12 protein-coding genes are annotated in these 19,774 nt (G+C 31.7%); 4 read left to right on the top strand and 8 right to left on the bottom strand.

The window, feature by feature from the left end:
- Window positions 1–147: 147 nt before the first annotated feature.
- Complete coding sequence (locus tag PQF96_RS19790) at window positions 148–2,061, top strand: transthyretin-like family protein (protein ID WP_271767942.1); 1,914 nt, start codon at window positions 148–150, stop codon at window positions 2,059–2,061.
- 126 nt (window positions 2,062–2,187) lie between these two features.
- On the opposite strand, the gene PQF96_RS19795 is transcribed toward PQF96_RS19790, so the two are convergent.
- From PQF96_RS19795 to PQF96_RS19805, 3 genes are all read right to left on the bottom strand, one after another.
- A complete protein-coding gene (locus PQF96_RS19795; protein WP_109438614.1) occupies window positions 2,188–2,418 on the bottom strand; it encodes a (4Fe-4S)-binding protein in 231 nt (76 codons plus the stop codon).
- 78 nt (window positions 2,419–2,496) lie between these two features.
- Window positions 2,497–3,417 (bottom strand): DUF6268 family outer membrane beta-barrel protein, encoded by a 921-nt coding sequence (locus PQF96_RS19800; RefSeq protein ID WP_271767943.1) that lies wholly within the window; start codon window positions 3,415–3,417, stop codon window positions 2,497–2,499.
- Between the two features lie 90 nt (window positions 3,418–3,507).
- Entirely contained in the window at window positions 3,508–7,635 is a 4,128-nt protein-coding gene (locus tag PQF96_RS19805) for an ATP-binding protein (RefSeq protein ID WP_271767944.1), read from the bottom strand.
- 425 nt (window positions 7,636–8,060) lie between these two features.
- Between PQF96_RS19805 and PQF96_RS19810 the strand changes: the two genes are divergently transcribed.
- On the top strand, window positions 8,061–9,419 hold the full coding sequence (locus PQF96_RS19810) for a glycoside hydrolase family 113 (protein WP_271767945.1): 1,359 nt from the start codon (window positions 8,061–8,063) through the stop codon (window positions 9,417–9,419).
- A gap of 14 nt (window positions 9,420–9,433) precedes the next feature.
- On the opposite strand, the gene sthA is transcribed toward PQF96_RS19810, so the two are convergent.
- Window positions 9,434–10,858, bottom strand: coding sequence for a Si-specific NAD(P)(+) transhydrogenase (gene sthA, locus PQF96_RS19815; protein WP_167571901.1), 1,425 nt, complete (start codon window positions 10,856–10,858; stop codon window positions 9,434–9,436).
- A gap of 15 nt (window positions 10,859–10,873) precedes the next feature.
- Entirely contained in the window at window positions 10,874–12,844 is a 1,971-nt protein-coding gene (locus tag PQF96_RS19820; RefSeq protein ID WP_271767946.1) for an adenylate/guanylate cyclase domain-containing protein, read from the bottom strand.
- A 210-nt stretch (window positions 12,845–13,054) separates the two neighbouring features.
- Here PQF96_RS19820 and PQF96_RS19825 point away from each other — a divergent pair, with 210 nt between their 5' ends.
- Window positions 13,055–13,408, top strand: coding sequence for a DUF3307 domain-containing protein (locus tag PQF96_RS19825; RefSeq protein WP_271767947.1), 354 nt, complete (start codon window positions 13,055–13,057; stop codon window positions 13,406–13,408).
- A gap of 98 nt (window positions 13,409–13,506) precedes the next feature.
- On the opposite strand, the gene PQF96_RS19830 is transcribed toward PQF96_RS19825, so the two are convergent.
- The gene (locus tag PQF96_RS19830) at window positions 13,507–15,093 is read right to left on the bottom strand and encodes a DUF6892 domain-containing protein (RefSeq protein ID WP_271767948.1); all 1,587 of its coding nucleotides are present in this window, start codon (window positions 15,091–15,093) and stop codon (window positions 13,507–13,509) included.
- A gap of 400 nt (window positions 15,094–15,493) precedes the next feature.
- Between PQF96_RS19830 and PQF96_RS19835 the strand changes: the two genes are divergently transcribed.
- On the top strand, window positions 15,494–18,850 hold the full coding sequence (locus tag PQF96_RS19835; protein ID WP_271767949.1) for a P-loop NTPase fold protein: 3,357 nt from the start codon (window positions 15,494–15,496) through the stop codon (window positions 18,848–18,850).
- A 134-nt stretch (window positions 18,851–18,984) separates the two neighbouring features.
- Here the strand turns inward: PQF96_RS19835 and PQF96_RS19840 are convergent, their stop codons facing one another.
- Both PQF96_RS19840 and PQF96_RS19845 read right to left on the bottom strand, forming a co-directional pair.
- Complete coding sequence (locus PQF96_RS19840) at window positions 18,985–19,374, bottom strand: YchJ family protein (RefSeq protein ID WP_271767950.1); 390 nt, start codon at window positions 19,372–19,374, stop codon at window positions 18,985–18,987.
- Window positions 19,367–19,537, bottom strand: a complete 171-nt coding sequence (locus PQF96_RS19845) for a hypothetical protein (RefSeq protein WP_271767951.1) — start codon at window positions 19,535–19,537, stop codon at window positions 19,367–19,369. Before PQF96_RS19845 ends, PQF96_RS19840 begins: the two co-directional genes overlap by 8 nt.
- Between the last annotated feature and the right edge of the window lie 237 nt (window positions 19,538–19,774).

The following is a 19,774-nucleotide window of genomic DNA, read 5'->3' on the forward strand; positions in this document are numbered from 1 at the left end:
GAACTTAACCCTAAAACACTACCGTGAAACCACTTGTTCAAAAAAGGGGAATCAACCAATGTTAATGAGTTATTAAACTCTTTTACAAATAGTTATGGATAGATAGTTTTGAGCATTCAACAAATTAATCTTAAAACTTTTTACAACATGGGGTTTATTCTTAAAGGAAATCTTGCAGGGGAATTATGCAAAGATTGTAAAGAACCATTATTTGGTTCTATAGTACGTTTTTATCGCGTAGAAAATTTTGATCTTAGTATCATTACAAATGTAGCCGCAGATCCAAAAAACACTTTACAAATTTTAGATGAAAAACAAATCAAAGCCAAAGCCAAATTACTAATTGCCGAAGCTGAAATTGATGAGCAAGGAAACTATAAAACAGAACTAAAAGGAAAATATGAACAGTATGATGGTCCTTTGATGATCGATGTTGTAACAAAACGTGTATTTAATCAAAAAAGTAAGGATCGTGATCCAATACAATTTAATATCACCACACTACAGCCAAGATGGCGACAAATTAACGATGACATTGTATTTTACTGGAAATATTGTATTAACCAACGTTTCTGGTGCAGAATGCGTGAATTATTTGATGCCTGGGTTATCTGCGGACGGCTGTTAAATTGTAATAATGACCAAATTCCTCTTCCCGGAGTAAAAGTAATTGCTATGGATGATGATTGGTTTCAAGATGATGAACTAGGTTCTGCCATTACAGATAGTACAGGGCATTTTAGAATTGATTACACAAGTAAAGATTTTAAGCAAACATTTCTTTCTCCTGTTATTAATGTAGAAACACCATTCCCTCCATTTAATAGTGGACCAGATGTATATTTTGAACTAGAATTTGATGGAACTCCTATAGTATTTGAAAAACCATCTGATAAAAGAAATAATGTAGGTCCATGTTTATGTGTTACACTTTGTTTTGAAGGTGAAATTATTATTCCAGAAATTTCAATTCCGGCTACATTTACACATTTTGGAAAAGCTAAATATATACATATACAAGATGATATCGATAGTATAACCGGTAAAACAAAACCTGGTGATTTTGCATTTTATAGTACTATTAATCTGGTAGGTAGTCTTAGCAAAAAATTAAACGGGCAACCCATGGAATACATGTTTGAATATCAAATAGTATCCTCTCCATCATCACCGTTAACTGGAACATGGACACCTGTAAACTCTAATGCTGTACCAACAACAATGATAGGTAATTTTTTAATAGAGACTTTCAATCCTATAAATCCCTGGATAAAAGATCCTGTTTATATTAATCATCCAGATCCATTAAGTAATAATGTGGATATCGTTGATAATTGGATACGGGTACCGCAACAAGCTAACTTTGAAGCACATCAGGATGCAGAAATCCTTAAGTTGGCAACCACACAAATCTTTAGTACAATCTTTCTTGATATGAGTGCTCCTCCTTCTTCAATAGGTACGAAGACTACACCTCCTCTGCCTATAACACCTCCTGCACCTCCTATGACTGCTGCGCCTCTTGTACCACAGGTATTCAATAAATATGTTGCAGTACGTATGAAACAAAGGCAGGTAAACAATTCTACTAGCGAGGCAGTCGCAGGTACTTCAAAACCAATTGCCGTATTCAATGTTAGATATAATAATGTAAACAAACATGGTAGCTGGGCTCCCGATACTGAAGATAATCAAATAGCAGCAGTATCAGTAAATATTCAAGAAATTATAACTGTAGGTGAAACGCCTGATGAGTGTGTTAAGATCATAGATGCATTATATGTAAATTATCATGGTAGAAATGAAAATCTAGGTTCATTAGCACTTAAAATCACTGGACCAAATAAACCTGGACAAAGTTTTAGTTTTCCTCCAATTTCGTTAATGGCATCTCCAGAAACTTTTGGTACAACACAATTGCAGTTTACACCAAGTACGCAAACTGTTAATGATCTTCGATCATGTGCATTCACTATTGAGTTGACAGCATCAGTGTTACTTACCAATGGAGAATCTGGACCTGGACCTATAAGAGATTTTATATCATTCTGTAAGGCGTAATATTTGAATTAGCCAAATTCAAAAAAAGCACCTTGTTCTTGGCAAGGTGCTTTTTTATTAAATTTTCTTCTATAAAACAGAAAACATCTTCTTTAATTCAAAACAAAAAAGATGAAGATATCTTGATTAGTTGTTCTGATTCATTTTATAGGTCAAAGCACCTGAAGGACAATTTGATATTTGATTTTTCAAAGCTTCAGTGGTTGCATTTTCTGGTTGTATCCAAGGTTTATCCTTTGGATGATATACTTTAGGTAATGTATGAACACAAATTCCAGAATGGGTACATTTCCCCGGTTTCCAGATAATTGTAATTTCTCCGTTTGTGTATTCTTTTCTAATTTCATTAGTTGCCATAGCATATTGATTTTAAGTGTGATATGATACTTTTTATCCTTTTAAAGATACTAGTTTTATCACTCTAAGAAAACAATATCAGTCTTTCTTTTTATTTAGGTGAAAACGATACGTAGCACCTACTCTAACAAACAGATTTCCTGTCATTTCTGGGTTAAGTAAATTACGATCATCTCCAAACTCTATAGCAGAAAGGCGAATTGGCAAGGTATCTCCTTCTTGAAAGACTTCATAAGATACACTTGAGTACCCAGCTTGTAAACGTACCAATACACTTTTTTCTAAAAAACTATGTTGTACATAAGGTCCTGCTTCTATACTAGATACCTGGGTATATAAATCTGGAATATTATCTTCTCGTTTAAGACTATAAGAGCGCACCGGTGCCTGGAAACCAAACCCCACAGCTACAGCAGTATTAAAACGATAATTAATATCAGCATTGATTGGTAAATTAGCAGTAACCTCCCATGTTTCACTCTCGTTTAGGTAATATAATCCTATAACAGGAGTCATAATTACACCAAACCCTTCGCTACTGGCATACGCTCCAATGCGATACTGCATACGTTTACTTTTTTGATATTTAAGTAGAGCCAACCCTCCAAAAAAGAATTGATCTCCATCTGTATGTAACTCCTGACTTGCTATTTTGGGCAAAAAGAGATAGGTCCCTGACCATTTTTCATTGTGTTTAATAGCAACACCGGCTTTTAAAGTAATATTATTTAAGGTTACTCCTTCTCCATTTGGTATTAGATCTAAGCCATGTTGATTATAATCCACACCAGTAATTACAGCAAGTTTTTCAGAAACCACTATGGGATATGTAACTGCAATATCAAGTAAATTAACATTGGTATCTGCACTATCATTATTCTCAAAACCTGCACCAAATACTGTCGCATAGTCAGCCTTTATTATATCTACATAATCTTGAGCAGATAATAGTTGCGTAAAAATTATAGTTATTGATAATATCAATATTCTATTTATCATAATGCTATACTATTTTCTTAATTGTTAAAAAGAGCAAGTATACGAGATAATTTTTTAATAATCTAAATGCCATTCGGTCCCTCGTTCACATCATAATATTGGTATTCTTTCTATTTTCCTTTCTATTACCCCGGTATTGATTAAACTTCTTTCTAAAGATGCGCAGAAATGTACCAAAGAATCGTTCAAATCATCCTCTAGTATATACATTTCTTTGATAGCAGTTTTATATTCACTTCCCTCAGAATGAAGTCGTATTGCTTTTTTATAATATTTCTTAACTTCATTTTTTAATAACCCTATATCTTTAAAATCCCATTTACTGTAAGTTTCCTCAAATGGTTCCTGAGATTGTAATTGAACAACTAACCTTGTCCATTTAATTAAATTATAATACAAGCTTCCCATATAAGAATAACTCATTATATAATTAAAGCCATACGTTTTTATTATATTAATTAAGTTCTTCGAACAAAAATTAACTTCTTTAAAACTGGCATTAAGCTTTTTTACTACAACTTCATTATGTATATCAACAGTGACATTATTAGTTAAGAAATCTAACTGCTCATAAAAGCAACAATCAATTTTATGTTTCAAAAATTGTATCCTAGCAAATATACTTTGGATTTCAGGTTCTCTTTTATATCTAGATAAGATACAAGATGGATGAAATTTAAGATTAATCTTTTCATATATTCGGCTTATTTCTTTCTCATCTTCAGAAATTAAATCAAATTCCTTTTCTCTAACCTCATTTCCCTTAACACTTTGTATGATATCATCATACAATGAATTATGTTTTGTTATCCACAATGTATAATTCGTTAAAACTTTATTGGATTCCTTAACGAGATATTGCACAAAATTTTTAACAAATATTATTATTTCCTTATCAATATCTCGAGTTCTAACTAGATGTGCATTTATGATATACATACATTTCTTAATATAAAATAAAGCATCATGATATTTCCCTGCTTGATAATACAACCTATAACTAATAATATTAAAATAGAATACACTCCTTATGGAAAATAAATCATTAAAAGATAAACGTTCTTTACTTCCCTTTCGTTCCAACCCCCATGACTTCGCAGTAAGATTTTTTAATGTTAAATCATGTAACTTCTGCGAACCTAATGCCCCCTTTAATCTGGATATTTTAATTTCATTATTTCCTAAGCATGATAAAATAGTATCTGCTAATTTCCCTAAAACTAAACCAAGGAACTGTTTCTGTTTCCCATTAAGAATATGTTTGCTTCTGGTCTCAAAGATTAACTTCTCCAGTATTATGATTTGATCTTTAGGTCTTAAGTCTTTAAGTCCAAAAATGGACTTTATATTTTCAAGATATGGGCTTATAAGGTGCCCTAAAGAAGTTGTATAATAAAAGAACGCACTAAATGAGGGATAATAATGTTTGGATTCCTGTTTCCCAAAGTGTATTCTAACATTATCCAAACTAGAGTAATTCTTTAGGTTCTCTACTTCTACCCCATTAATGACTATCTTTCTATTCTTCATACTTCCCTTGCTCAATCCACCAACTTTTAAAAATTCATTTAAGATACCTTCACACCCTTTTTCATAAAGCGATTTATAATTTCTATTTTTATAGTACAGTATAGTTCCTACGCTTTGATAATAATCTGCAAGTAATGTTTGTGTTCTTTTATGGTCTCCTGTAGTATTTTTTTCAAAGAAGTCGTAATATGTAAGTCCGGAAATAAAACTCTTAAAAGGGAACAAATCGATTACTCCCATAAACTTGGTATATTCTTGAATATTTCTCTCTAAATTACTTTCTGTAATACCGTCTGATCTATCTTTTTCGAGTACCATTAATAATGCGAGATGAGGCCTTAAAAATAATTGCATTCGTTTATAAGGGCTTTCCCATTCTTTATAATCCCAATACTTTAATGTAGTATCCTCATTAGAATCGAACACCCATTCTTTTGTATCTAAAGTAATACTGCGTAGTATCGAATATGTAGAATCATATCTCTTCGACTTTTCAAGACACAAACTTAGTAACAATCGATTTCTGGTATAAAGCATCATTTGATGTTGATGAAGATCCTTTGTACCTCTTAATGGCTGAATAGCATCTGCATAATAGCGTATGGCAGCATCATAATCTTCATCATAAAAATGAATATCAGCAATAGTAGAGTTCAAATAACTTAATGTATTAATAAAAGATGAATCTATATTTGATGATGTAGCATCTTTATAGAACTCCATCTTTTGTTTTAATTTTCTTTTAAAGAATGATTTAATGTGATATGATTCATCCAAAGTAAAATTAAATGCGGCCTCACTTTCGTCTGATATTTTTGATATATATTTTAATTCCATCGCAGATCGACTACGAAACTTAAATTGAAACATCGCATTCGTTGTTCTTCTAATATGTTTTATTGACAAGTATGATATCAGGTTTTTAAGTGTCTCTCTTAAATGAGGCCCTTTACTTCCAATAATAATGTCTGGCATTAATTCTAACTCTCTCCATGAAAATGCTGATTTGTGAAATTTTAAAATATGATCCATTAAGAAAGCAGATAGATATAAGTTTTTATCATTAAGTTCTTTAAGGTACTTTTCATTCTCTATCATATACGGGTAAAAAATAGATGATAGCACCCCTATTTTATGCTGTTCTTTATAGCTGATGGATAAAAATAAATTACTACGGGAATCTTTCCTTCTTGGTAAAATCAGGTCTTTTTCTTTATCATTTTTCTCATCTGTTAAAGACCCCATATAATTTTCTACAAGTTCTTTAAGTTTCTTCGGGCTACCATTGCTTCTATAAGTAAGATAAACGATAAATTGATGTATTTGATAAAAGATTCTATCTCTATGGTCTATACCTTCTAATTTTTGGTATAACAATGTCAAATAGTTTACTGAAGCTACGTCATCTTTCATCATTTCATCTACCATAAAATTCCCCAAAATAATTCGTACTAAGTAGTTTTCTACCATTTGGGTAATTCTTGTCTTACTTTTTTCAAAATCCTTAAAAAAACTATTGACATAGATCACCTCATGAAAAATACTACTATAAAAAGACTCACGATCTGCCACATCAGCTAAGCTAGCATCATACATTTCTGCACCACCAATAAAAATAAACTTAGCATCAGCACTGTGAATAAAGCTTTTTAGGTTAGCAAGAAGCTTTGATAGTGTTTCCTTTCTTAAATCTGTTCTGGATTTTCCTAATTCAAAATAATCATTTTCCCCTTCTACAAATTCTGCTTCTAATTTATCTAATTCATCAATTATAAAAAGTATACATCCTTTTTCCCTACCCTTTCTTACATTTTTATACAACCTCAGTACTTCTTTAATCTCAAATTCGAGTTCTTTTGTTGTAAATCTATTAAACGATTGCTTATAAGGTCTTTCTCCAATATCTTGGATAAGTGCAGTCACCTTATTTAAAAGAGAACTTTCATTAACCAAACCAGAGAAAGCAGTATTGTTTGTGGTTTTATTTTCTACTTCTAAATCTGAATTTATCCTTTTCTTAACTTGACCAATTTTTGAATATAAATCAATTTTTTTCTTATGAATTTTTCGATAAGCACATGTTAAAGCGATATTAACCAACACAAATAAAATAATGAATATCAATGAAAAAAATAAAATAACCAGAGTCTGGTTCTGGGTAATCAATGTTTGATGATCACTATTTATAATCCCTAATTTTACTCCATATAGAAGGGAATAGATTATAAGAAAACTTAATAAAAAAGAGATAATACCCGCTATAACTCTCAATATACTCTTATTGAACGGTTCTCTCTTTGAAATGATTTTATCGACCATTTGTATAAAGACCTGCCGTAATAAGTCATAATCCCTCAGTTCTCCTTGAGAAAGGAATATTTTTACTGGTATAATTAAAGATTCATTATTATCTATAGATGAATTCATCTTATTTAATTCTGAATCTTGTTCATTTTTATTGATATCTCTAATCACATTATCTACCATAGTAGACTTTCCCATCCCTCTATATCCTGCAACCAAATAAGCACCTCTATAATCTTTATTTTTCCCCCGTGGATCTATTCTTCTTCTTAATTTTCTCTGTGCCTGCTCTCTCCCTATAAATATTGAATTCTCGTCACAGTGATGGTTTGAAAAGTCATATTCCTCAATCGGAATATGAATATTTTTTACTATTACACTCATTACTACTTTAATTAGCTAGATTATTAAGTACTTACTAAGTGGGGTTTATTAATTATAACACAGTCTCACATACTATTTCATGCATTATCTTTAATAGGGTAAACTAAGATAAAAACATGAATACTCTCATTTTTCAACTTTGAACATCTTATTCCAAAATTTTAAAACAATACAAGACCTATTTCTTAAAAAAACAGGTTAAATAATAAAAGGGGGAGGTTACATAAGACGAATGTGTAGTATTCTTGATTAAATTGTGTTATAATGCTTAAATATAATGCATTACAAAATAATCAGATACATTTGTTACATTTTTTTATAGTTGTCATTAAAACATTTCTTCACAGAAAAATGGAAATATAAATTTACAATGTAACATTTCTATCTATTCCTCTTCTAATACTATACGTTTCTGTGTTTATATCATGAAAAAAGAACTCTTCTCTACAATTAAAGTATATCTAGTGACCTGGCTCATATCTATACTATTGATCTTGTCATTGTTACTATTTAGAGCAGAGTTAAGTTTAGGTAAATCATTTCGGGAACTTTCTGAACTTCTTCTCAACTCTCAATTTTTAATAAGTTTACATGTACTCTTTGCTGTATTATATATACTTTTTTTGATTCTTAGGTATTTTATTAGCGTATTTCGTAACCACGGTATAAAGACAATGAGTAAACGATTGGTACTAAGGGTAATCATTCCTGTTTTATTTCTCTTTCTTATTTTTAAATCCATCGTGTATGCAAACAGTTCAGAAAACTTTATATACGAATGGGATTATACTGTAGAAAATACTGGTAATACGATCAAAGACCACTATAAAATTGATAAAAAACACCGTGGAATGAGTGTTTTTGGTTGGAGTTCGGATAATGAAAAACCCATTATTGAATTGGTTAAAAATAACATAGAGTGGGTTGCTGTTATCCCTTTCATAGCCCAAAAAGATCAATATATTACTACAATGGGAACTCCTGAAATCATAGGAAAATGGTCACGTCGAGATTCTGTATTTATAAAAACCATAAGCCAACTTAAAGCAAAAGGCATCCATGTTCAGTTAAAACCTCATATATGGGTTAATGATGGGTGGCGTTCTGATATTGCATTAAAATCCAAAAATGAGTGGAATGTATGGTTTGATTCTTATCGAGATAATCTAATACACTATGCAAAAATGGCTGAAGAAACAGGTGTAGAATTATTATGCGTAGGTACGGAGTTGAGAACTTCATTAAAACACATGCCTGATCGCTGGACATCTTTAATCAAAGAAATCAAAACTATATATCATGGGCAACTTACTTATGCGGCTAATTGGGATGGAGAGTTCGAACTTATTGACTTCTGGGAAGAATTAGATTATATAGGAATTCAGGCATATTTTCCTATCACTAAAACATCAAAACCAGATCTCGAAACCTTAAAAAGAGGTTGGGATAAGCATATCATACAATTAGAATCCCTGTCAAAAGCCCATAATAAACCCATACTTTTTACTGAAATTGGTTACAAAAGTGAAGTTTCAGCAACTATACGACCATGGGAATGGGGATCTTTTCTTGGTATTTTATATCAGAAAAAATCAGATCAAACACAGCATCTTGCTTATGAAGCCTTATTCAAACAGCTTTGGAATAAAAAATGGTTTGCAGGAACATATATCTGGCAATGGGACACAAGAACTCCAGAAGATAGTGCTCCAACAAGTTTAGGTTTTTCTCCTCGATATAAACCTGCACAAAATACTATTGCAAAATGGTATGCTAAATTGTAATATTACCTATCCAATTAAATCAATTCACCTGCTTTTTTAACTTTTTTACCTGCTATATTTCCCAGTCCATCATAACTTGCATATTTATATAAATCATGCAATGTAGGGTAATTAAATACTGTAGCGATCAAATGGTCTAAAGTTTTTTGTTCCCGTACTAGTTGCATCCCATAATGAATCAATTCAGTTGCAAAATGCCCTATAATGTGCACTCCTAAAACAATTTTTGTTTTTTTTTCAAAAATTAATTTCAAATATCCACTATCTGTGTCTCCCATAATCATACCTCTAGCAGTATCACGATAATAGCTATATCCAACACCGTAATCAATCTTTGTTTCTATGGCTTGCTCCTCTGTGATGCCTACCATAGAAACTTCGGGAACTGTATAAATACCATATGGAAAAATATCTGCCAGAGACTCCAGGTCGGCTGTATTAAACATATGTGTAACAGCAATACGTCCTTGCTCCATACTCGTACTCGCAAGAGCTGGAAACCCTATTACATCTCCTACTGCAAAGATATTCGGGATGTTAGTTTGAAATTTTTCATTTACAACAACGGTTTCTCTATTACCTGTTTTAACGCCTATTCCTTCGCAATTCAAGCCTTTTATTTGACCACTGCGACCTGCGGCAAACAAAAACATATCAACGTTAAGAGTTTCTCCTGATTTAAGACCGAGTCTAAGTGGTTTGTCATCATCATCTGGTAATTCAAAATCAATAACAGAATTATTAAACAAAATCTTTATATCATTCTTCTTCATCTGATCTACCAGCCCTTCAGAGATTTTACTATCCAAAAAACCGAGAATTTTATCTCTATCGTTAACTATATAGGTTTTTACTCCCATAGCACCAAATATGGTAGCATATTCACAACCGATTACACCTGCTCCTAACACACATATTGACTTAGGAAACTTGGTTATACTCAAAATCGAATCAGAGTCTAATACTCTTTTATGGTCAAAGGGTATATACTCTGGATGATATGGATAGGAACCGGTAGCAATAAGGGTGTATTTACTTTCTATAGTTTGCTCTAAATCTCCAGATATTTTTAGATGATGTTTATCTATAAAGCTGGCAAATCCCTCGTACAAATCAACGCCATGTTTTTCTAGGTTATATTTTACGATTTTATTCATATGGTTAGTCACCACATTTTTTCGGTATAAGAAGTCATGAACTCCGGTTGCTCTTCCAATCTCTTTATCTACTCCAAAAACACCTTTTTGATAAATTCCTGATAGATACAGTGCGGTTTCTTTTAGTGTTTTTGAAGGCAAAGTACCTGTTTGCACCCCTGCCCCGCCAAATTTGTGTTCTTTTTCTATTAAGGCTACTTTATATCCAAAGTATGCTGCTTTTACCGCTGCCTTTTCGCCAGCTGGTCCTGAACCTATTACAACAAGATCATATTTTTTCACAGATTGTATTTTTAATTATTTAGTAATCATATTGGTTATATCATCCCAAGAAGATGCTTTCTGTTCTATATAATTATGACACCTATCCAAAAAGATTTTTATTGCTTTATCTCCTGGATATTTTTTACGAAGCTTAGTAAAAATTGTAGTTGCCTTTACGATCTCTTCATTTTTTATATGTTTTACCGCAGTGTTGTAGCTTTTTAAATAGGTTAGTTTTATATGCTCGCGAGATGATAAAAATTCATAAACCGAAAGTGTTTTAGATTTACCCTTTACTTTGACTTTATCCAAAAACCTATAGTTAAAAGAATGCTTATTTTTTAGTTTTGATAAAGTTGCCTCTGTAGCGATAATCTTGGATTGATAATACTTTGTTAACCCTTCTACTCGTGATGATGTATTTACCGCATCAGAGATCACTGTAGTTTCTAGCCTGTGATCATGTCCAATAGTACCTAAGATTAAGTTTCCTGTATGAATACCAGTACCAACTTCTATCGGCAAACGGTTTTTTTCTATAAGTTTACGATTAAAAATTTCAAGAAAATCCTCAAATTCAAAAACAGTTTGTATCGCTGCATCAGGGTTTTCAGGAAAGAGTGCCATTACAGAATCTCCAATAAACTTATCTATAAATCCTCCGTTTCGTTTTATAATAGGGACTATACCACTAAGATATTCATTAATAAAATCAAAATTTTCCTGTGGACTCAAGGATTCAGAGATCTTTGTAAACTCACGAATATCAGAAAAAATCACAGTCATTTCCCGTTCAACCTGATCTCCTAATTGCACTTCTTCTATACTTTCTCTCCCTAGATTATGCAAAAATTCTTGTGGTACAAAACGACTATTGGCTTCACTAAGACGAAGTAGTTTTTTATTAGCATTTGCTAGTTCTGTAGTACGTTCGTCTACTTTTTGTTTAAAAAACTTTAAACGCGAAATGACTTCATCTTTCAAAAAAGAAAAATTTCTTGTCAAACTCCCAATTTCGTCTTGTGTGCGAACTACAGGGTGCTCTGTTTCTAATGTGAAATTGCTATCTACAAATCTGGTGATGTGTAATGTAAGTTCTGTAAGTGGTTTTGTTATTTTTCTAGAAATTAATGAACTTATCCACACGCTTACTATCATGAGTAAAAATGAAATGATTCCAAAAGTGATTGTAAGTTGTTTAAATTCTGCATTGGCCCATTCTTTTGCATGAACAACAATATCACTAAAATCGGCTTCACAAATAGTGATTCGTTGATCCAGTTTTTGTTTCAATCCAGAGTTATCCCTAATCCCAATTCGTTGATCTAGTTCTACTAATTGCAAAAATTTATTACGATACCCTAATAGATAAGACAGTATTTCACTTTTTCGGGCTTTGGTTATCTTCTTATTTGCCACAGTTTCTTGAGCAAGCTTATCTACTAGCCGAGTAAGTTGGGTAATATAAATGGGTTCATTTCGCATTATATAGTCCTTCTCATGTCTTCTGAGAAAAAGAATATCTTCTAAAGCAATTTCCTCTATATTTTCAAGCCAGTGCACATCTTTTCTCATTGTCCCTTCCAAGTTAAAATTCTTATACCCACGTGCCTGGATTTGGACAATCAGTTCTAAGAAAACTGCATCAATTTCTGTAATATCAGATTTAATAAAATCTATCCCACCAACCAATGCTCCTTCATCTTTAAAATCTACATGCATAAGATAAGATCTTGTGCTATCTAGCAATTTGAGATATTGATCTAGGTATTTATTGTCTCCTGTCTTAAAAAATTGTTGATCTTTGGTTGCATAACTGAAGAAATCTTGTTGTGCTTTTACGCTTTTTAAAAGCATAACATGCGATTGTTCTATAGCTTCTGTTCGTTTTAAAATATGTTCCCGCTTTTTAAGGTACGCAATAGAAAGCATGATAATCACAAAGCTAAAACTAATGAAAACCAAAAACCAGAATAGCAATCTATGGCGGAACGTACGAAACATCTGATAGTATTAAAATTAGATATATATTTATTGCACAATAGTGTGCAGATATTATATCAAAAAGTGTAGATTTCTAACGATTTGATTCAAAAACACGTTTCTACTACAATATACTTAAGTTTACCGTTTCTTTTTGCATTTTGGATTACTATTATAAAAACTTTATGTTAACAATTAGGTTATAACCTACTGAATTAATACCTTTTAGGTATGATCTTTACGTGGATTCTATTAGCACATTGGGTGGGAGATTTTCTTCTTCAAACTTCAAAAATGGCATTAGGAAAAAGCCAGAATTTCAAATGGCTCTTTATACATGTCATCACTTATACTGCTGTGCTTCTAGTATGTGGTTTGTTATTATTTCCTATAGAAACTGCTATTACCTATGTATTGCTTAATTGCATTTTACATGGTGTTACTGATTTTTTCACTAGTAAACTGGCTGCTAAATACCAGGAAAAACCTCGTGTTTTTTTCCCTATTCTTGGCTTTGATCAATTCATCCACATAATTACTTTGTATATCACTTATCTAAATAGAGATAGCATATTTTTGTTCTAAATTAAGCTTATTAAAGAATCAATATTTTGCAAAAACCACTTAAACTTACAGTGTAAACATAGCATTATAAGAAATTAAAAATCAAATATTTACAAAAATCAATTCTCTAACATTAACACAACACCTTTTTCTTCTATACCCTGAACAAGTCGTTGATTATCAGGCTTACTTTCTAACCCTATAATCTTTTTCAAATTTGGTAAAAACTCTAGATCATCAATAGCTGTATTAGAAATCGGAATAATCTCATCGCCTACTCCCGGATCCCAAAATGGCCATAATTGATAATACACTTGTGCTCCTCCACCAAAACCATCATCCATATACAACTCTGTCACTTGGTTAAGCAATTCTTGTGGAATATCTAAGTTTTGAAAATATGCTTTTATCTCTGGAATAATATTATAACCATCACTTTCTATATCAATTTGTCTTTTTTCATGTTCCTTTACAAATTCTGCAATATCAAATTTTGGTGTTAATAGATTCTGATTATACATTAGTTCTTCAATCACCCATAGTTTTAAGGCAAAATCTTTAAAAATGACTTTGGGGCTTTGAGATGAGGTATACTTTTTAGGTTCGTTTTTATATGAGTTACTATCACAGATTAGTAAAGTGAGATAGTTAATTTTAGAATTTCCTGTAAAAGCGCGAATAACCAATCGTATAGATTCAGACGTAGTTTTACTTACAGCTATTCGTTGTACAGCATCATTCCATCTTTTTTCTTTAATAGCTTCAAAATGGTCTTCAATATTCTTTTTTTCTTTTTTATAATGTTTAACACCTTGATGTATTCCTATAGATTTTAGCTCTTCTATTTTTTCATTAACTTCTTGTAGTTGCTCTTCTTTTGTATTCAGTTTTATATCAAAGCAGTTAAAGAAAAAAGTGTCAATAAAAAAGCTTTTTACATCCTCAGTCCAGGAATCACTTTTATCAAGTATAGCTTTGATAATTTTTACTGCATTTTTATGTTCAAAATCTTCTCTATCAGCATTTAAACCAAACATCTTCAGAGCTATACCAGTCAAAATTCCTTTAGTATTTTTCTGTGTTATATAGAACATAATGAGTTCTGCATAATTATCAATCGCATTGGGATGATATCTTAATAATGCAGTAATCAAAGTATTCTTATTCTCGGGAAACGCTTTATAGAGCGGTAGTATATATTGAGAAATTTCACTTCTATATTTTTCATCTAAGTAAGATGTATGATAAAAATACAAAGCAAATATTTTTTGAATCAAATCACCAAGATTTCCTTTGTTATAAGTTTTTACATTGATTTCTATAATTTGGAAATCAGGAATTTCTAACAATTTCTTTATATGACGAATCAGTTCTTCATTGTTTTTAGAAATAGCATGTTTTGTTTTTTCTCCACTAAGAGATATATAATCGCTTGATGAAAATATAGTCAGAAATTTATATAAGTTCTTTGTTTCTTCAGAGGCTTCTCCATCAAAATTTTCTAGTTTATGAATCAATACGTTATAGAGCTGATATATAAAAGAAACATCTTTATTGATACACTCTTTCCATTGTCTACAAATCTTATCCCGAGTAGATTTATCATTATATGGAGCCTTTTCAATCAATTCTAAATGCTTAAGAATTAATGGGCTTACAATGAGTTTTGATTTATTTTTACGAAAAAAGTAATTACGAAATTTCATGACCTATATCACTTTTATTATTTAAGGCTTAGAATATAAATACATTAGTAACTTTCATATTCATATCAAAAATATCACATCTAACTATCAGTCAACACCCTATATTCCGTGAAAACGCCTCCTTGTTTATAGGGACTTTTATGGATACAGAATAGTTTTTTTGATGTTTATTATGGTTTTTTTTTGTTTACAAACTAAGGAGTTCTATTTTTATATATTGAAGCTATTTCTATAGCACCCCACTGAATCTAAAAATTCTAAATGTTCATTTTTGAATTGAATGATCAATAGTCGTCACATTGTAAATAATACTATAAAAGAGATATACTATATCATATAATCATATAGTTATAAAAAGACTATTGAACATCACCAAACACCAACGAATTTAGGCTACACTATGATTGAAAATATAAATAAAGGCAATTTCTACGAAATTAGTTTGGGGTCTGTGCCCACAGATGCTGATATTGCTTTTACTACAGTAAGTACAGAAGCTACTGCGGGTCTTCTTAATCGCTTGGTTATAAAATCATATGGATACAATCTTAGCATTCTTAAGAACCTTGATCTTGAAAAGGGTTTCGATTTGGTCGAAGACAACAGAGGACTTAAATCTATTCTATTTATAGTCACTGTAGAAAAAAAGAGAGAAGTAGAAGATGCTCTAAAAGAAAACCTTGCTAAAAGTATACAATACTATTTAAAATCGTTATCCAATAAAAAAATATGGTTACCCCTTATGGGAACTGGTAAAGGGGGATTAAGCTTTTCTAAAAGCCTCCAAATTACACTTGATGTACTTCTTAACTATTCAAATCATTTATCACAAGCAAATGTTAGTTTTATTATCTCAATTCCTATTAGCGAGGAAGGTAAAGCGTTGTTTAATTCCTTAGAGCAAACAAAAACAATTGATACTGATTTTTATAAACAAAAAAAACAGACACCTCCTGTACAGCAAACAAAAAATGTTCAAAAAGCACCGCTTAAAAAGCAAAAAACAACTAAAAAAGCCCCCTTGTCAGAAGGAGACGATTTTATTGAGGGTTTCTCTGGTAAGTTCTATCTAGTTGGGTCTTCCTGGGGCAAACAAGACAAAAAAGAACTCTTCTTTAGAAACAATACCTGGGAGAATCCATATGATGAGAAATATATTGATCTTGTAAACAATGTTCGTCCCGGAGATATTCTAATCATGAAATCTACCTTTGCAAAGAAAAATGGTAAATCATACATTCGAATAAAAGGATTCGGAACGGTAATGGGGAATAACAATAATGGTAAACACCTTACTGTGGATTGGTCAATTAAGGATTTACAAACCGATATTGAGGGGCTTGGATCCTATAGAGCTATCATTTCTGAACCTAAAAAAGAACATCTACTTACTATACTTTCTCAATTAGACACTGATCAACGTTCAGGTCTTAGTCAGTCCAATACAGAAGTACCATCAATCACTACAGTAACTAAAATTACAACGATTGCTGGTTTGGTTAGCGATATCGATTCTGGAACAGATCATCTTAATATATCCAAAGACGTCTCTGCATTTGCACGGGTCATTGCTGCAAAAAGCTTTACTCCTCCTCTGGCAATTGCATTATTTGGAAAATGGGGTTCTGGGAAAAGTTTTTTTATGAAAAAACTAAAAGAACGTATTGAACTGTTGTCTTATGCTAATCCAGAAAAAGGATTTTGTGAAGGTATAGCTCATGTACATTTTAATGCATGGTCTTATATGGATGCCAATCTTTGGGCAGGTATCATTACCAAAATTTTTGAAGGGTTACAACAGTACATTAGCAATAATTCTCCCACCGATGCTTATAAAAAGGAAATCGAAGAAATGCTTACCAGTGAGTTACATATCACCAATGATGAGTTAGCAAAGCTGAAAAAAGAAGAAAGTGATATAAATATTCAACTGGAAACTTTAGTAGCACAGAAAGATAACATCGAAGAGGAGTTACAACAAAAAATAGATGAAATTGAAAATCTTACGATTACCAAAGTCATAGAAAAGGTAAATAATGATTTTCAGGTAGAAACACGAATTAAAGATGCCGTTCACCAAAACCCCTCTATAATTAAAAGTAAAGAAGAATTGGCAAAAGTAATCCCAAAAGAATATTGGAAAAACCCTGATGAACTTTACCAACAAACAAGATCAACGCAAACCTTCTTAAAAATATTCTTCAAAACCGGAGAATTATGGAAAAACCTACTCTGGCTTACAGGCATTATACTTATAGTCGTCTTGGTTCCACTGGCTTTAGAACTTATCGTTAGCGCCATAGGTTTTACAGATTTTAATTTCTCCAAAGATACTATACTCGAACCTGATTATAGTTTCACTACCAAAATGCTATCTCTTTTCACTATTTTGGGTGGATTGTATACTCGTGGAATTGTTGTCTATAAAAAACTGCAACCCCTCATTGCCTCCTTTTGGAATATCAAAAAAGAATATGAGATTAAAAAAGAAGATGCTATATTTTCCTTTAAACAAAAAGAAAAAGCATTACAACTCGAGATTGAAAAAATCAAAGACAAGATTGTAGATATCAATCAACAAATTAACATCACAACAAAACAAAAAACAGAGATTGAGTTTAGGCTAAATAACACCTTATCTACTGAGGCACTACATACTTTTATCGAAAAAAGATCAGCAAGTAAAGAGTATGAAGAACATTTAGGGATTATATCTATTATTAGAAAAGATTTCGAAATCTTGAGTAATCTGTTTACCGATCATCACGAAGAGCTCGAAAACAGTAAGAAAATCGAAGATTTTAGAGAAAAATTCGAACGCCCTTTACAACGTATTGTTCTCTACATTGATGATCTGGATCGATGTCCGGAAGAACGTGTTGTTGAAGTCTTAGAAGCTGTTAATCTTCTTATGGCATATCCACTGTTTGTTGTTGTAGTAGGTGTCGATCCACGATGGGTAAAGAATGCGTTAATAAAAAAGCATCAGTTACAATTTGTAAAGAATGAAAAAAGTCCGGAGATAGAAATGATTGATCCTTCAAGTTATCTCGAAAAGATATTCCAGGTCCCTTTTAATTTAAAGGCTCCAGCAGATAGTAGTGTAAAACATATGCTTAAGACTTTGGCTGAGATAAACCCCATAATTAGCGATGAAATTACAGATATCGAGCAAGAAGAACATGTTAGTATTGATGATAGTAGTTATACCGATGTCGAACAAATAGAAAGCACTATTCCTACACCAGAATATCCGATAAAAACTACAGAAGAAGACATCAAAGATATAGAACGTATCGAAACCAAGGAGACTATAGAGTCCTTACAATTCTCTGAGCAAGAAATAAAACTTCTACAAGATATGTCCATTGTTATTGGATCAAGTCCAAGAGCAATAAAACGTTTTATAAACATCTACAGAATTGTAAAAGCTCATGAAAATTTTGGGTATACCAACGCCAGTGATGATATCGAAATTTTATCTGTGCTCTTTCTATTAGCACTCCCTATTGGTAAATACAAACACTTAACTACTTCTCTATTTGGATATTTTGTTGATGAATCCAAAGAAGCACAGCAGTTACAAAGTTATTTTCATGCACCCATTGATCAAATACATAAAAAAGCACATCCATTACAAGAAGAACTCCTCGAGAAAATGTCAAATTCTGAAGTAAGAGTATTGTTAGATCAAAAAACCGAACGATTTACAAAACATCTATACTTTTTAAAGCGATTTGTTTTTAGCGGAATGTAATACTTAGATGCTGTTTCAATACTAGACTTGTAATCTCACCCTTCGGATCTGCATGCTTATTTTGGCTGTATTAAAGGTTGAGGCTCTCGAAACCTGAGTATCTTATATACAAACTATACAGAACAATACATTACTTATACTACACCGACATATACCCAATATCCATGTTCTTTGATGAACCTAGAATGTTCGTGAATCATTTGCATACCTGTATCATCATAATAAAATGCCTTAAACTCTACTGTGCCTTTAGTATCTTGTGGTGCTCCTTTAGAAGTTTGTAATACTTCTAGTTTAACCCAATTCACAGATTTAGCCCAACGTACTATTGATTTCTTTTCTTTGCGTGATGGTCTTGTACTACTATGATGACTTTTTATGAGATAATCACCTTTGGCTAATACAAAAGCACTATATCTCGAACGCATCAAATCTTCTGCTGTTAATGCAGCAGTAATATCATGATGAATTTTTCCACAGCAAGAAGGATAAGCTATTGGTCTACCGCAATGGCAATTATTCATGAGAAGTTTCGGTATCTTTTTGTTGATTTATTTTTTGAGTTAAAGCTTTTAATCGTTCTGCTCTGGCTTCTTTCTCTTTTCTGAGTTTATTCTTTTTACGATTCATCAACTTAGCATGTTTTGCCTTGTTTTGAGTATTCTTTTCTTTTCCTTTTTTTGGCATATACCTTATTTATGTTAGTGTCGAAACGAAATAAGATGAACCTTTACTTCTTCCATAGTTTCTTTAGTGAACATATAATCTTGTCCCATTAAATTAAGTTTACACTTGCCTTCTATTTCACACATCGCTGAAATGTGACTGGGATTAATATAATGCAAATTCCCTTTATTGTCTGTAATTTCCATAAATTCCATAACTAATGCTGTTTTTAAGGTTTGTATTTATTTCATAATTAAG

This window comes from Aquimarina algiphila (assembly GCF_947494415.1).
In the GTDB taxonomy this organism is placed as follows: domain Bacteria; phylum Bacteroidota; class Bacteroidia; order Flavobacteriales; family Flavobacteriaceae; genus Aquimarina; species Aquimarina algiphila.